Origin of the sequence: Kitasatospora phosalacinea, assembly GCF_000716545.1 — a bacterium.
Taxonomy (GTDB): Bacteria; Actinomycetota; Actinomycetes; order Streptomycetales; family Streptomycetaceae; genus Kitasatospora; species Kitasatospora phosalacinea.
On sequence record NZ_JNWZ01000003.1, the window covers coordinates 81,721 to 96,570 of the forward strand.

The 14,850-nt window shown below is 75.1% G+C and carries 13 protein-coding genes; 7 read left to right on the plus strand and 6 right to left on the minus strand.

From position 1 onward, the window contains the following. Positions 1-26 precede the first annotated feature (26 nt). The 3 genes from OO48_RS02340 to OO48_RS02345 all read left to right on the plus strand — a co-directional run bounded on the left by OO48_RS02340 (position 27) and on the right by OO48_RS02345 (position 3,659). Positions 27-3,056, plus strand: a complete 3,030-nt coding sequence (locus OO48_RS02340) for an AAA family ATPase (protein WP_033212280.1) — start codon at positions 27-29, stop codon at positions 3,054-3,056. Between the two features lie 68 nt (positions 3,057-3,124). Next, entirely contained in the window at positions 3,125-3,289 is a 165-nt protein-coding gene (locus tag OO48_RS37160) for a hypothetical protein (RefSeq protein ID WP_209439415.1), read from the plus strand. A gap of 64 nt (positions 3,290-3,353) precedes the next feature. Further along, a complete protein-coding gene (locus OO48_RS02345; RefSeq protein WP_033212281.1) occupies positions 3,354-3,659 on the plus strand; it encodes an XRE family transcriptional regulator in 306 nt (101 codons plus the stop codon). Positions 3,660-3,709: 50 nt separating this feature from the next. Here OO48_RS02345 and OO48_RS02350 read toward each other — a convergent pair whose 3' ends face one another. From OO48_RS02350 to OO48_RS02365, 4 genes are all read right to left on the minus strand, one after another. Continuing rightward, positions 3,710-4,528, minus strand: a complete 819-nt coding sequence (locus OO48_RS02350; protein ID WP_157845363.1) for an alpha/beta fold hydrolase — start codon at positions 4,526-4,528, stop codon at positions 3,710-3,712. Positions 4,529-4,533: 5 nt separating this feature from the next. Continuing rightward, positions 4,534-4,773: a hypothetical protein gene (locus OO48_RS02355; RefSeq protein ID WP_033212283.1), complete on the minus strand. Its 240-nt coding sequence runs from the start codon at positions 4,771-4,773 to the stop codon at positions 4,534-4,536. A gap of 450 nt (positions 4,774-5,223) precedes the next feature. After that, positions 5,224-5,646, minus strand: coding sequence for a secondary thiamine-phosphate synthase enzyme YjbQ (locus OO48_RS02360; protein WP_033212481.1), 423 nt, complete (start codon positions 5,644-5,646; stop codon positions 5,224-5,226). A gap of 229 nt (positions 5,647-5,875) precedes the next feature. Next, a complete protein-coding gene (locus OO48_RS02365) occupies positions 5,876-6,151 on the minus strand; it encodes a hypothetical protein (RefSeq protein ID WP_033212284.1) in 276 nt (91 codons plus the stop codon). 800 nt (positions 6,152-6,951) lie between these two features. Here OO48_RS02365 and OO48_RS02370 point away from each other — a divergent pair. The 3 genes from OO48_RS02370 (at position 6,952) to OO48_RS02380 (ending at position 10,844) form a co-directional block, all read left to right on the plus strand. Then, positions 6,952-9,132 (plus strand): bifunctional glycosyltransferase/CDP-glycerol:glycerophosphate glycerophosphotransferase, encoded by a 2,181-nt coding sequence (locus tag OO48_RS02370; RefSeq protein ID WP_209439416.1) that lies wholly within the window; start codon positions 6,952-6,954, stop codon positions 9,130-9,132. A gap of 229 nt (positions 9,133-9,361) precedes the next feature. Continuing rightward, positions 9,362-10,033 carry a lysophospholipid acyltransferase family protein gene (locus tag OO48_RS02375; RefSeq protein WP_033212285.1) on the plus strand — a complete coding sequence of 224 codons (672 nt, stop codon included), beginning with the start codon at positions 9,362-9,364 and terminating at the stop codon, positions 10,031-10,033. A 139-nt stretch (positions 10,034-10,172) separates the two neighbouring features. Further along, a complete protein-coding gene (locus OO48_RS02380) occupies positions 10,173-10,844 on the plus strand; it encodes an NADPH-dependent F420 reductase (RefSeq protein WP_280842386.1) in 672 nt (223 codons plus the stop codon). A gap of 57 nt (positions 10,845-10,901) precedes the next feature. Here the strand turns inward: OO48_RS02380 and OO48_RS35895 are convergent, their stop codons facing one another. After that, a complete protein-coding gene (locus tag OO48_RS35895; RefSeq protein ID WP_033212288.1) occupies positions 10,902-11,948 on the minus strand; it encodes a nuclear transport factor 2 family protein in 1,047 nt (348 codons plus the stop codon). A gap of 135 nt (positions 11,949-12,083) precedes the next feature. On the opposite strand from OO48_RS35895, the gene sigJ reads away from it, so the two are divergent. Further along, positions 12,084-12,989 carry an RNA polymerase sigma factor SigJ gene (sigJ, locus tag OO48_RS02390; RefSeq protein WP_245194500.1) on the plus strand — a complete coding sequence of 302 codons (906 nt, stop codon included), beginning with the start codon at positions 12,084-12,086 and terminating at the stop codon, positions 12,987-12,989. 11 nt (positions 12,990-13,000) lie between these two features. Here the strand turns inward: sigJ and OO48_RS02395 are convergent, their stop codons facing one another. Further along, the gene (locus OO48_RS02395; protein WP_033212485.1) at positions 13,001-14,803 is read right to left on the minus strand and encodes an ABC transporter ATP-binding protein; all 1,803 of its coding nucleotides are present in this window, start codon (positions 14,801-14,803) and stop codon (positions 13,001-13,003) included. Positions 14,804-14,850: the final 47 nt, after the last annotated feature.

A 14,850-nucleotide genomic window follows, 5' to 3' on the forward strand; every position in this document is an offset into this window, starting at 1 on the left:
CCCGACTTCCTCCTGGAGCACGTCCGATGAGGCTGCACCGGCTCGCCCTCACCGCCTTCGGGCCGTTCGCGGGCACCGAGCGGATCGACTTCGACCGGCTCTCCGCCGCCGGCCTGTTCCTGCTGCGCGGGGCGACCGGCGCGGGCAAGAGCAGCGTGCTGGACGCGGTCTGCTACGCGCTGTACGGCGAACTGCCGGGCACCCGCAAGAGCAACGGGGTGCGCAGCGACCACGCCGAACCGGGCGTGCGCACCGAGGTGGTGCTGGAGGTCACCCTCGGCGGGCGGCGCCTGGAGATCACCCGCAGCCCCGAGCAGTGGCGGCCGAAGAAGCGCGGCACCGGCCTGACCCCGGAGAAGGCGCAGACCCTGCTGCGCGAGTGGGCCGCCGACGCCGGGGAGGGCGAGCCCGGCTGGGTGGCGGTCAGCCGCTCGCACCAGGAGGCCGGCGAGGAGCTGACCCGGCTGCTGGGCATGAGCCGCGACCAGTTCTGCCAGGTGGTACTGCTCCCGCAGGGCGACTTCGCGCGCTTCCTGCGGGCCGACTCCAAGCAGCGCGCCGAACTGCTCGGCCGGCTCTTCGACACCGGCCGCTTCGAGCAACTGGAACGCTGGACGGCCGAGTTGCGGCTGCGCCACGAGCGCGAGGTGCAGGGCGGCCGGCAGCGGGTGCACGCCCTGACCGCCCGCGCCGAGGAGGCCGCCGGGCCGCTCGCGGCGGGCGCCGCCGCCCACCGCCCCGGCGAGGACGCCCCGATCGCCGAGGTGCTGGGCTGGGCGGCGCTGCTGCGCGCCGAAGCCGCCGAGCGGGCCGACGCCGCCGCGCTGCGGCTGGCCGCCGCCGAGGCCGGCCGGGCCGCCGCCCGCGAGCGCCTGGAGCGGCACCGCGCCCTGGCCGAGCGGCAGTCGCGCCACCGGCTGGCCCAGCAGGAGCGGCTGCGGCTCACCGACCAGGCCGCCCGCTCGGCCCCGGAACGGGCCCGGCTGGACGCCGCGCTGGCCGCCGAGGGCCCGGCCCCGCTGCGCGCCCCGCACCGCGCCGCACTGGCCGCGCTGGCCGCCGCCACCGCCGAGGAGGGCGCCCGCCGCGCCGAGCTGGCCGCCCGGGCGGCCGCCGCCGGCTGGGCCGGGCCGCTCGACGGCATCGACGAACTGCGGTCCGCCGAAGGGGTGCTGCGCGCCGAGACGGGCCGGCTGGAGGCCGCCGGAGCGGACGAGGCCCGCTACCGCGCGCTGCTCGCCGACCGCGCCGAACTGGCCCGCAGACGGGACGGCGCGGACGACCTCGCGGCCGACTCCCGCAGCTGGCTGGAGGACTTCGAGGACCGCCGCGAACGCCTCCGGCAGGAACGCGAGGCGGCCCGCGAGGCCCGCACCGAACTGGAGCAACTGGCCGCAAAGCACCAGGAGTTGCTGGAGCAGCGGCAGTCCGCCGACCGGCACCTGCGGCTGCTGGACGACCTCGCCGCCGCCCGGGACGCCGTCCGCTCGCGCACCGACGCCGCGCAGGACGCCCGGCAGCGCACCCTGGACCTCCAGGAGCGCCGACTCGCCGGCATGGCAGCCGAGTTGGCCGCCGCCCTGACCCCCGGCACCCCCTGCCGGGTCTGCGGCTCGCCCGAGCACCCGGCCCCCGCCGAACCCTCCGCCGACCAGGTCACCGCCGAGGACGAGCGCCGCGCCCGCGCCGCCCAGCACGCCGCCGAGGCCGAACTCGCCACCGCCACGGACCACTTGAGCACCGTCACGGCATCGGCCGCCGCGGCCGAGGCCGCCGCCGGCGGCCGCACGCTCGGCGAACTCGACGCCGCGATCCGCGAGTCGGCGCTCAGGCAGAAGGAGACCCTGCGCGCGGCGGAACGCTGGCTGCCGCTCGGCCAGCAGCTCGAACAGCTGGAGCGCGACGGCGCCGACCAGCGCGAGCAGCTCCACCAGGCCAACCACCAGATCTCCCTGACCACCGGCCAACTGGCCGCCCTGGACGCCGAACTCACCGACCTGAAGCAGCGGATCGACGCCGCCCGGGGCGACGCCCCGTCCGTCGCCGCCCGCACCGCCGCCGTCACCGCGCTGGCCGCCGCCACCACCGCCGTCCTGGACGCCACCCGGGCCACCGCCGCCGCCCGCGCCCACCGCGACGAGAGCGCCGAGGCACTGCGCCGCGCCGCCCGCGACGCGGGCTTCGCCGACCTGGCGGCACTCGACGCGGCCGCCCTGCCCCCGTACGAACTGGACGCGCTGCGGCGGAAGTTCAAACAGCTCGACGCCGACCTCGACCTGGCCGCCGCCCAGCTCGCCGACCCCGCGCTGCGGGCCGCCGCCGAACTCCCGCCCGCCGAGGCCGAATCCGCCCGGGCCGAGGCGGCCCGGGCCGACGAGCTCCTCGCCGCGGCGCACACCGCCGACCACACCGCCCGCCGCCGGGTCGCCGACCTGTCCCGGATCGGCCGCGACCTGGCCGCGCTGGCCGCCGAGCTCGCCCCCGTCCTGGACGCCCACGCCCGGATCAGCCGGCTGGCCGCCCTGCTGGCCGGGGCCCCCGCCGAGAACGCGCTGCGGATGCGCCTGGAGTCCTACGTGCTGGCCGCCCGCCTGGAGCAGGTCGCCGCCGCCGCCACCCGCCGCCTGCTGAAGATGTCCGGCGGCCGCTACACCCTGGTCCACAGCGACGGCCTGGTCTCCGGCACCAAGCGCTCCGGCCTGTCCCTGCACGTCGTCGACGCCTGGACCGGCCGCGAACGCGACACCGCCACCCTCTCCGGCGGCGAGTCCTTCTTCGCCTCCCTCGCCCTCGCCCTCGGCCTCGCCGACGTGGTCACCGACGAGGCCGGCGGCATGCCCCTGGACACCCTCTTCATCGACGAGGGCTTCGGGACCCTCGACGAGAACGCCCTCGAAGAGGTCATGGACGTCCTCGACTCCCTCCGCGAACGCGACCGCGCCGTCGGCATCGTCAGCCACGTCCCCGACCTGCGCACCCGCATCCCCGCCCAACTCCTGGTCCGCAAGCACCGCACCGGCTCCACCGTCCACCACACCACCCGCGAGGACGCCTGACCGACACACCCACCCCTACCTGCGGGAATAACTTGCAGCGCATATAACTTGCCACGCATAATCCTGCCGTGACATGGGAAGTACCACTGCACGAAGCGGTAGATGCCTGGTTCGTCAGGCCGAGTGCGGACGAACCAGAGGTCGCGGACCAGGCCGCCGCCGCCATCGACAAGCTCGCCGTCCTGCTGGTGGCAGGCGACGAGTCCGGGCAGTGGAACCGGTGGACGACGTGAACATCCCGATCGCGGATGCCCGGTTCGACCGGCATCTCGACGCGCTCAAGGAGGGCGAGTAGCCATGGCCAGATCCTGGAAGGAAGTCCGGGCCGAGGTCGTCACCGACGAGGACCGGGTGACGGCGCACCGCGCCAGGCTGGACGCCGAAGTGCGCGCCTACCGCCTGGCCGAGATCCGCCGGGAGCAGGACCTGACCCAGACCGAGGTGGCGGAGCTGATCGGTATCACCCAGCCCAACGTGTCCCGGCTGGAGCGCGGCGACCTGGAGGGCACCTCCCTCGGCACGCTCCGCGAGTACGTCGAAGCACTCGGCGGCCGACTCCACTTGGTCGCGGATTTCGGCGACCGGCACCTGCGCATCCAGTAGCCCGCCCGAACGATCTGCTCCGCCCTCCCGGCCGGGCCGCCGGGCCGTGTTCATCCGGCCAGGAAGGCCGCCGCCAGGCCGTCCCAGTTCCGCACCTCGGCGAGGGTGTGCGAGACGTGCAGGCGGGCGTTCGGGAGGTGGGCGGCCAGGGTGCGGGAGGTGGCGAGGGGGTGCAGGGGGTCGGTGTCCCAGGCGAGCAGGAGGACGGGGTGCGGGAGGTCGCGCAGCGTCCCGGGGGCGGGCAGGTCGGAGTCGGCGGCGGCCCGCAGTGCGGCCGGGAGGAGCGCTTCGGGGAGGTCGAACTCGGTGGTGTACTGCGGGACTTCGGCGAGGACGGCGGGCGGCCCGGACAGCCGGGCGGCGGCGTCCAGCGCGGCCCGGCCGCGCCGTTCGACCAGCGTCGCGGCGGCCCGCAGCCCGCTGCGGCGGGGCTCCCGGGCCGCCCAGGCGACGGCGGGCACGGCCAGCACCAGGCGGTCGAAGCGTTCGGGGCGCTCCAGCGCGGCCCACAGCACGGTGGCGGCGCCCATGGACGCGCCGAGCGCGGTGACGGGCGCGTCGGGCGAGAGGTGGTCGCAGAGCGCGAGCAGGTCGGCGGCGAGGGCGGGGTAGCGGTAGTCGGCGGGGTCGGGCCGGCCGGTCGACTCACCGTGCCCGCGCGCGTCGTACCGGGCCAGCCGGTGCGTCGCGGTGAGGGCCGCCCAGTCGAACAGCCCGGCCCGCCGTTCGTGCGCCCGGCTGGAGAGCGCCCCGTGGGCGTGCACGGCGAGCGGGCCGGAGCCGCCGGCGGTGCTGTAGGCGAGGGTGGCGTGCGGCCGCTCCAGGCGCCCGTGGACGGCCGGACCGGGCGGCGCGGCGGGGGCGGGCACCCCGGTCAGCCGGAGCAGGCGGCCCGCTGGGCCTGCTGCCAGGTGCAGACGGGGCACAGCGGGCTGCCGGGCGCGTCCGCCGGGTACTCGGTCTCCTCGCCGCACAGCACGCACGCGGCCCGCTCCCCCGTCCCGCCGGGCCGCAGCCCGCGCAGCGACTGCTCGGGGTCGGCGGACACCTCGCAGACCTGGTCGGTGACGGGCCAGGTCCGGTTCTCGGTCTCGGACGGCTGCTGCTCTCCCATACCGGACAGGGTACGCCGGGCCGGACGGCGGCTATCCGACGGGCGGCACCGGCACCGGCACCGGCGCAGCAAGTGCTCGGCGTGGACGGTCCGTTCGGCGTCCACCACGATCGGCGTCTTCGCCCCGGGGCTCGTCCAGGCTCGGCCGCGTTCGACGCGGCCGGCCTGCCGACGGCAGGCGGGCCCGGCCGGAGAGCGGGGCGCCCCGGCTGCCGGTCCGGCCGACCAGCGGGGCGAAGACGCCGATCGGGGCCCGGGGCGGGCGTCCCGGGAGTTCGGCGCGGCGGTGACCAGCGGCGCGAAGTCGAGGGGAAGTACCGGACGGGGGTGGCCTCCGGGTTGCGGGGCGGCGGGCCAGGGGCCCGTCGGGGGCGCGCGCCGGCACGGCACGGGCCGCGTCCGCCCGGCCCAGCGGCGCCCACCGCACCGCCGTGACCTGCGGACGGGCCGTCAGCCGAGGAAGGAGAGGCGGAGCTTGCGCTGCGGGTTGTCGCCGTTGGTGTCGATCAGGACGACGGACTGCCAGGTGCCCAGGGCGAGCCGGCCGCCGATCACCGGCAGGGTGGCGTGCGGGGCGACCAGGCCGGGCAGGACGTGGTCGCGGCCGTGGCCGGGGCTGCCGTGGCGGTGGTGCCAGCGGTCGTCGGCGGGCAGCAGCTCGCGCAGGGTGGCGAGCAGGTCGTCGTCACTGCCGGCGCCGGTCTCGATCACGGCGATGCCCGCGGTGGCGTGCGGGACGAAGACGTTGAGCAGTCCGTCACGGCCGCCGGCGACTTCCCTCAGGAAGGCGTGGCAGCGGTCGGTGACGTCGAGGGCGACCTCGTCGCGGCCGGTGGCGATGTCGATCGTCTGGGTGTGGAAGGTGTCGGACATGGAGCCATCCTGGCCGATCTTGCGGCGCGCCTCGTAGGGGCGGCGGCCGAACGCCACCCGACCGCCAGGGCGCGCCAGCGGGCCGCCACCCCGTGCCGGGACCGGCGGGGCGGTGCGCGGCCCTCCCCCGGGGGGTGCACGCGGAGACGCCGAAAGCCCGACGGACTCCCCGTCCGTCGGGTCACGGCAGCGGGCGGCGGACCGCCCGGGCGGGATCACCCGCCCCGGGTCAGCCCCGGCTGCCGAACAGGCTCCGCTTCAGGCGGCGCAACGGCGCCATCAGGGAGACCCGGGCGCTGCGGCGCGGGGAGGCGGCCGGTGCGGGGGCGCCGGGCCCGCGCGGGGTCAGCTCCCTTATCAGGCCGAGGGCCTCCGCCGTGTCCACCACCGGCAGCGCCGGCGCGCCGAGGACGGCCAGGTGTCGGTCGATCCGGCGGCCGGTCGTGCCGACACCGCACTGGATCGCGGGCACCCGGGGCCGCGGTCGCACTTGCATCTGTTCCATCTTGTTTCCCACCCCTACGAGGCGCCAGGGCCGTGAGGCGAAGACTATCCGGCTATGACGGCCTTCACGCAACCGTCCTGGTGTTCTGCCACCGTATCGCGCGAACGGAACTGACGCCGCACCAGGACTCGGTGGTCTCGGTCACGACTGCGCATCGGTTGGTGGTGCACCATCCAAGCACGACCCGGGTGTTGGGCTCTGCGGCGGTCCGGGGCGTTGCCGGAGCGCGCCGCCGACGGCGGGTGCGCCGGGCGCACGGACGCCCGCCCGCGCGGAGATGACACCTTGAGTTCAGAAATTGAACACATACGAGGGATTGACGCGGCCGAAACCTCCAAGCAATATCTGTATCGACACGGGATGGCCGGGGAAGACCCACCCCTCCCCGGTCGGATGATTTCGAGTATGAACGGATCGTCCGACCATCCCGTTATGCTTCCGACACCACAGTGAGTCACTGTCCGGCCGTCTCGACGCTGCGGCGGCCAGACTCCGACGTGGTGGACGGACCGGCGGTCGATCGTTGAGGGTCGGTCGGACCGCCAACCGGGCTGCCGGTGCCGCCGCTGGTACGGCGCGGCACCGGCGGTCGCGTTTCCGCCGTCCGCGACACCCCGGTCACCCCGACCACCTGCGCCCGGGGTGCCGCGGCCCGGCGGTCCCCTCCCTCCGGCCTCCCCCGGCCCTTCCTCCGGCCTTCCTCCGGCCCGCTCCCAGGGACCGTCCAGGCCCGCTCGGTAGAGTGTGCGTACCGGGCGACCGCCGGCAGCCACCTCCATCCCTTCGCGGAGTGAACGCACGTGCCACCCCTGCTCAGCATCGTCCTGCCCGTTCACGGCGTGGAGCGCTTCCTGCCGCAGTGCCTGGACTCGCTCCGGGCGGAGGGCGCGGCCCCCGGCGAGGTCGAGCTGATCGCGGTGGATGACCGCTCCCCCGACAACTGCGGCGCCCTGCTCGACGCGCACGCCGCCGGCGACCCCCGGATGCGGGTGCTGCACCTGGCCGAGAACCAAGGGCTGGGCGGCGCCCGCACGGCCGGCCTGGCGGAGGCCACCGGCACCTACGTCTGGTTCGTCGACAGCGACGACTGGCTGCCCGAGGGCAGCATCGACGCCGTCCTGGCCGAGCTGCGCGCCGAGACCGCCCGCGAGGTGCCGGCCGACGTGCTGCTCACCGACTTCACCCACGTCTACCCCGACGGCGGCCGGGAGCCGAACCCGTGGCGCAAGGTGCTGGCCGGCTCGCCGCTGGTCTCCGGCTGCACCGCCGCCGAGCACCCGGCGCTGTTCAACGCGGTGCTCGCGGTGTGGAACAAGGTGATGCGCCGCGCGTACCTGCTCGGCCTGGACGTCCACTTCGGCCGCGGCCACTACGAGGACATCTCGGTCACCTACCCGCTGCTGCTGGCCGCCGACCGGCTGCTCTACCTCGACCGGCCCTGCTACAACTACCGGCGCGGCCGCCCCGGCGCGATCACCGCCACCGCCTCCGCCAAGCACGCCGACGCCTTCGCCCAGTACGACGCGATCTTCGCCTTCCTGGACCGGAACGAGCGCGCGGACGCCCTGCGCACCCTGGTCTTCGACCGCACCGTCAAGCAGGCGCTCACCGTCTACGACACCCCCGGGCTGGTCCCGGTCGAGCTGCGCCCCGAGTTCTTCGCCCGGATCACCGGCCACTTCGCCAAGCACCGCCCGGCCGGCTACCAGTACCCCGCCGGCGTGCGCGGCGTCCAGTACCGGCTGGCCGCCCGCGGCTCCCGGCGCGCCTACGCCGAGCTGCGCCGCGGCGGCCGGCTGCCCGGCGCGGTGAAGCGCGGCACCAGGGCGGTGGCGCCCGGCGTGAAGAAGGTCGTCCGCAGCGGGGCCAGGTTCACCGCGTACAACGCCTTCAAGCGGCTGCCGATCGACCAGAACCTGGCGGTGTACGCGGCGTACTGGCACCGCGGGTACGCCTGCAACCCGGCGGCGATCTACGCCAAGGCCAGGGAGCTGGCCCCGCAGGTGCGCGGGGTGTGGGTGGTGGAGAACGCCGAACGGGCCGCCACGCTGCCCGCCGGGGTGCCGTACGTGATCGTCAACACGCCCGCGTACCTGAAGGTGATGGCCACCGCCAAGTACTTCGTCAACAACGTCAACTTCCCGCACACCATGACCAAGCGCACCGGCACCGTGCACGTGCAGACCCAGCACGGCACGCCGCTGAAGGCGATGGGCATGGACCTGGTGGACCGGCCGCTGGCCGCGGACGGGATGGACTTCGAGCGGCTGCGCGAGGTGGTCGGGCGCTGGGACTACCTGGTCTCGCCCAACCCGCACACCAGCAAGCACTTCGCCCGGGCCTTCCCCGGCACCTACCAGATCCTGGACACCGGCTACCCGCGCAACGACCGCCTGGTGCTGGCCACCCCCGAGCAGTGCGTGGACGCCCGCCGGGCGCTGGGCATCGCCGACGGGCAGCGCACCGTGCTGTACGCGCCGACCCACCGCGAGTCGCGCGGCGGCTACCTGCCGCTGCTGGACCTGCCCGCGCTGGCCGAGCGGCTGGGCCCCGGCTGGACGGTGCTGGTGCGCACCCACTACTTCCACGACGGCGGCGCGGGCGACCTGACCGCCGCCCCGGGCTCGGCGACCCTGCTGGACGTCTCCGACCACCCCTCGGTCGAGGACCTCTACCTGGCCGCGGACACCCTGGTCACCGACTACTCGTCGATGATGTTCGACTACGCGGTGCTGGACCGCCCGATCGCCGTGTACGCCCCCGACTGGGAGGAGTACCAGGAGGTCCGCGGCGTCTACTTCGACCTGATGGAGGAACCGCCCGGCGCGGTCACCACCGACCAGGAGGCGCTCGCCGGGGCGCTGCTCGCGGGCGACCCGGAGCCGGAGGCCAGACGGCGCTTCCGGGAGCGGTTCTGCCCGTGGGACGACGGCCGGGCCGCCGAACGGGTGGTCAGCCGGATCTTCCCGGTCCGCGCCTGACCTGCCGTCTCACCCTTCGAACGCCGGTCCGTCCGGCATCCGGGCGTGACCAGGATCGCAGCGCGCGATGGCGGCGGGTGCGGGCGCACGGCGGGGTGCATGTCGTAGTCTGCGGTCCGTTGCCCAGTGGTCCGGCCCAGTCCGAGCCGCGCGCCTCGCCCCCGCGGCGAGACCCCGGCCGGGGACGTCCCCCGGTCGGAACCGTTTTTCGGCCAGGGAGGGCCACACCGTGATCGACCTCGTCACCAAGCTCGTGCTCAAGCCGCTCGCGAAGGCCCTGTACCGGCCGACGATCGAGGGCCTGGAGAACGTGCCGCGCAAGGGCGGGGTGATCCTGGCGAGCAACCACCTGTCGTTCGTCGACAGCGTGGTGATCCCGCTGGCGGCACCGCGCCAGGTGTTCTTCCTGGCCAAGGCCGAGTACTTCACCGGCACCGGCTTCAAGGGCGCGGTCTCCCGGTTCTTCTTCACCCACGTGATCAACGCCGTCCCGGTGGAGCGCGGCAGCGTCCGGGCCGCCACCGCCTCGCTGGACGAGGGCCTGGAGATCCTGAACTCCGGCCGGGCGTTCGGCATCTACCCCGAGGGCACCCGCTCGCTGGACGGCCGCCTGTACCGCGGCAAGACCGGCGTGGCCTGGCTGGCGCTGACCGCCGGCGTCCCGGTGGTGCCGGTCGCCCTGGAGGGGCCGCAGCACATCCTGCCGGTCGGCAAGCGGATCCCCCGGCTGCGGAAGATCAGCGTGAAGTTCGGCGAGCCGCTGCGCTTCGACGACCTGCACGGGCAGGCCCGCTCGGCCAAGGCCCGCCGCCAGGTCACCGACGAGGTGATGGCCGCCATCCAGGCGCTCTCCGGCCAGGAGCTCGCCGAGCAGTACAACGAGTCCCCCAAGGCCGCCTGACGCCCGTCCGACGCCCGCCTGACGCCGCGTCAGCCGGTCCGTCACCCGTCCGGGCCGCGCGGGAACAACCGCGCGGCCCCGCCTGTTCGGCATCCTCGTGGGCGCGTCCTCCCGGCGCCCGCGAAACGGACCGAACGGAGTGCGTTCCATGAAGATCGGCATCATCGGCGCGGGCAACATCGGCGGCAACCTGACCCGCCGCCTCACCGCGCTCGGCCACCAGGTCTCGGTGGCCAACTCGCGCGGCCCCGAGACGCTGGCCGAGCTGGCCGCCGAGACCGGCGCGACACCCGTGGCGGCCTCCGAGGCGGCGAACGGCGCGGAGCTGGTCGTGGTGACCATCCCGCTGAAGAACCTGCCCGACCTCCCGAAGGACCTGCTGGAGGGCGCCGCCGAGGGCTTCGTCCTGCTCGACACCAACAACTACTACCCGCAGCAGCGGGACGGCCGGATCGCCGCCATCGAGGACGAGGGGCTGACCGAGAGCCGCTGGGTCGAGCGGCAGCTCGGCCACCCCGTGGTCAAGGCGTTCAACGGCACCTACGCCCAGGACATCCTGGACGCCCCGCGCCCGGCCGGCGACCCGGAGCGGATCGCCCTCCCGGTGGCGGGCGACGACCCGGCCGCCAAGCAGGTGGTGCGCGAGCTGATCGACGCCCTCGGCTTCGACACGGTCGACGCGGGCGGCATCGACGACTCCTGGCGCCAGCAGCCCGACACCCCCGTCTACGGCCTGCGCGCCGGCGTCGAGGCCGTCACCAAGGCCCTGGCCGAGGCCTCCCCGGAGCGCTCGGCCGGCTTCCGCGGCTGACGCCGTCCCCACTCCCGGCCCCGGGCGCACGGCGCGCGCCCGGGGCCGGTGCCGTCCTCAGTAGCCGACGGCCTCGCGCAGCAGCAGGACGGTGCCGCGGGTGAAGCGGGGCGGGGCGTGCAGCACCAGGAGTTGGTTGACGGCGCTGGGCTGGCCGTAGGCGGCCTCGGTGCGGGCGCTCTCCAGGGGGAGGGCGTGCTCGTGGACGCGGCGCAGGGCGGCGGGCAGGTCGGGGACGAGCTTCTGCGCGCCGACCACCCAGATCGCGTGGCCCGCGCCGCCGCCGTGGGCGGGCAGTTGGCTGCCGGTGCCGGAGGCGATCACCAGGGTGCCGGTCTCCACCAGGGCGGTGACGCTGCCCAGGACGGTGTCGGGGGTGGCGAGCAGGCGGCGCAGTTCGCCGGCCTCGCGCTCCCGGTCCAGGGCGAGCAGCCGGGGTTTCACCGCGCCCGGGCGGCCGTTGACGTCCTCCTCGATGCCGGAGAGCCGGAGCGTCTCGCTGGCGGTGGTGAGCACGCTCGCGCCGGGCGGGAGGAGCTCCCCGACCCGGGCCCGGGCGGCCTTCGCGTCGTCCAGGATCTCGACGCCGAAGCCGTGCCCGGCCAGGGCGGCGGCGGCCCGCTGGAGCCGGTCCTCGGTGGCGGGGGCGGTGTGGGAGGGGCGGGTGGTGCCGGGGGCGGAGCCGGCGAGCGGGCTGGTGTCCAGGTAGCGGATCTCGTAGACCCGTTCGGTGAACCGCCAGCCGTCCGGGGTACGCCGGTAGCGGTCGTGGTAGATGGCGTAGTTGATGCCCTGGCGGTCGTCGCGCAGCCGGACCACCTCGTGCACGTGGGCCCGGCCGGTGGCGGTGTCGCCGTCGATCCGGACGGTGCCGGGGTGGGTGTTCTGCACGAAGAACTCCCACTGCTCCTGGAGCTTCTCGCCGCCTACCCGGATCTGCTCGGGGCCGGTCAGCTCGACCGGGACGTCGGGCATCCGCAGCACCCCGTCGGGGGTGAACAGCGCGGCGAGCCGCGCGCGGTCGCGCATCATCGCCGCGTCGGTGAACTCGGCCTGCAGGGCCTGGATCTCCACCCGGTCCGCGACCGCTCGGAAGTCGTTCATCGCTCTCTCTCCGTCCGTCGGTGTCCTTCTCCCGGTACGACGAAACGGCCGCGCGGAGTGTGAGGCGGGGGCCGGATGTCACGTTCCGGGGCGCTGTCCGGTCATAGGGGGGACGGGAGCGACGGAGGAGGGCACGTGGGAGAGACCGTGGAACGGCGGCGGGACGAGGCGCTGCGCGTGGTGGCGGCCGAGCGGCGGCGGTTGACCAACCTGGCGTACCGGCTGCTCGGCTCGCTGGCCGACGCCGAGGACGTGGTGCAGGAGACGTACGCCCGCTGGTACGCGCTGCCGGAGCGGCGGCGGGCGGAGGTGGCCGCGCCGGGCGGGTGGCTGACCACGGTCGCCGGGCGGATCTGCCTGGACCTGCTGGGTTCGGCCCGGGTGCGGCGGGAGCGGTACGTGGGGGCGTGGCTGCCGGAGCCGGTGCCGGGCGGGCCGTACGGGTCGGACCCGGCCGGGGACCCGGCGGACCGGATCACCCTGGACGAGTCGGTGCACATGGCGTTCCTGGTGGTGCTGGAGTCGATGACCCCGGCGGAGCGGGTCGCCTTCGTGCTGCACGACGTGTTCCGGTACCCGTTCCCCGAGGTGGCGGCGGTGGTGGGCCGTTCGGCGGCGGCCTGCCGCCAGTTGGCGGCCTCGGGGCGCCGCCGGGTGCGCGACGCCCGGCCGCCGGCCGCGCCGGCGGGTGAGCGGGCCGCGCTGGTGCGGGAGTTCAAGCGGGCGTGGGAGGCGAAGGACGTCAGGTCGCTGGTGGGGCTGCTGGATCCGGACGCGACGGTGGTGGCCGACGGCGGCGGGCTGGCTCCGGCCGTGCTGGAGCCGCTGTCGGGCGGTGAGCGGATCGCGCTGGCGGTGGCCGCGTTCGCGGACGCGCAGCCCGGGGTCGAGCTGCTGGAGTGCCCGGTCAACGGGCAGGACGGGCTGGTGGCGCTGGTGGACGGGGCGGTGGCCGGGGTGCTCGCGTTCCGCACCGCCGGGGGCCGGATCACCCACGTCTGGGCGGTGCGCAACCCGGAGAAGCTCCGGCCGTGGGGGTGAGCCCGCCCCGGTCAGGCGGCCGGCACCGGGAGCGCCTCGCGGCCCAGCAGCGCGGCGTAGCGGCCGCCGCGGGCGAGCAGTTCGTCGTGGGTGCCGAGTTCGGCGATCTCGCCGCGGTCGAGGACGGCGATCTGGTCGGCGTCGCGGACGGTGGAGAGCCGGTGCGCGATGGTGATGGTGGTGCGGCCGGCGGCGAGGGTGTCCAGGGCCTGCTGGACGGCGTGCTCGGTGCGGTTGTCGAGCGCGCTGGTGGCCTCGTCCAGGATCAGGACCGGCGGGTTGCGCAGCACGGTGCGGGCGATGGCCAGGCGCTGCTTCTCGCCGCCGGAGAAGCGGTAGCCGCGCTCGCCGACCATGGTGTCGTAGCCGTCGGGGAGGGCCGCGATCATGTCGTGGATCCGGGCGGCCCTCGCGGCTTCGACGAGTTCGGCGCCGGTGGCGTCGGGCTTGGCGAAGCGCAGGTTGTCGGCGACCGAGGCGTGGAACAGGTAGGTCTCCTGGGAGACCACGCCGACGGCGCGGGCCAGCGTCCCGAAGGACAGTTCGCGCACGTCCACCCCGTCGATCAGGACCCGGCCGCCGGTGGCGTCGTACAGGCGCGGCACCAGGTAGGAGAGGGTGGACTTGCCGGAGCCGGTCTCGCCGACCACGGCGAGCGAGCCGCCGGCCGGGACGGCCAGGTCGATGCCGGAGAGCGTGGGGCGGTCCTGGTCGGGGCGGTAGTGGAACTCGACGCCCTCGAAGCGGACGTCGCCGCGGATCTCCTCCAGGTGGACGGGGTGCTCGGGTTCGTCGATCTCCACCGGCAGGTCGAGGTACTCGAAGATGCGCTGGAACAGGGCGAGCGAGGTCTGCACCTCCACGCCGGTGGACAGCAGGCTGACGGTGGGGCGGAACAGGCCCTGCTGGAGCGAGACGAACGCGACCAGGGTGCCCAGCGAGACGATCGGCGCCCCGGCGGCGGAGGCCAGGCCGGCCGCCCAGTAGATCAGCGCGGGCATGGCGGCCATCACGATCCCGATGGTGGACATCCGCCACCGCCCGGCCATGCTGGAGCGCACCTCCAGGGCGGCCAGGTCGTCGGAGCGCTCGGCGAACTCGCGGGTCAGCGAGTCGGAGCGGCCCATGGTGCGGCCGAGCAGGATGCCGCTGACCGACAGCGACTCCTGGACGGCGGAGGAGAGTTCGGCGAGCCGGCGCTGCCGCTCGCCGGTGATCTTCTTGCGCTCGCGGCCGACCCGGCGGCTGATCCAGACGAACACCGGGAGCAGCAGCAGCGAGACGATCGTCAGCCGCCAGTCGAGCGCGACCATCGCGACCACGCTGGCCACCACCGCCGTCAGGTTGGACACCAGGGAGGTGGCGGTGCCGGTGACGGTGGCCTGCATGCCGCCGATGTCGTTGGCGATCCTGGACTGCACCTCGCCGGTGCGGGTGCGGGTGAAGAACGCCAGCGACATCCGTTGCAGGTGCCGGTAGACGGAGGTGCGCAGGTCGTGCATGACGCGCTGGCCGACGGTGGTGGAGATCAGCGTCTGCAGGACGTTCAGCACGCTGGTGACCACGGCGGCGGCGATCATGCCGAGCGCGAGCAGGCTCAGCAGCCCCGTCCGCCCCTGCGGTATCGCGGTGTCCAGCACCGCGCGCAGCAGGAACGGCGTCACCACCGAGACCACGGCGGACGCCGCGACCAGCAGCCCCACCACGCCCAGCCGCCCGGCGTAGGGCCGGAACAGCCGCAGGATCCGCCGCACCTGGGCGGGCTGCTCGGAGCGGCCCTCGGGCGGGGTCCAGTCGATCCGGTTCAACTGCACGGGGACCTCCCGGGGGTCGGTGGGCACGAGGACGGACCCGAGTTTAA

Coding starts and splice junctions, on each gene's coding strand:
- OO48_RS02340 (WP_033212280.1), top strand. CDS start 27: ATGAGGCTGCACCGGCTCGCCCTCACCGCCTTCGGGCCGTTCGCGGGC.
- OO48_RS02345 (WP_033212281.1), top strand. CDS start 3,354: ATGGCCAGATCCTGGAAGGAAGTCCGGGCCGAGGTCGTCACCGACGAG.
- OO48_RS02355 (WP_033212283.1), bottom strand. CDS start 4,773: ATGGGAGAGCAGCAGCCGTCCGAGACCGAGAACCGGACCTGGCCCGTC.
- OO48_RS02360 (WP_033212481.1), bottom strand. CDS start 5,646: ATGTCCGACACCTTCCACACCCAGACGATCGACATCGCCACCGGCCGC.
- OO48_RS02365 (WP_033212284.1), bottom strand. CDS start 6,151: ATGGAACAGATGCAAGTGCGACCGCGGCCCCGGGTGCCCGCGATCCAG.
- OO48_RS35895 (WP_033212288.1), bottom strand. CDS start 11,948: ATGAACGACTTCCGAGCGGTCGCGGACCGGGTGGAGATCCAGGCCCTG.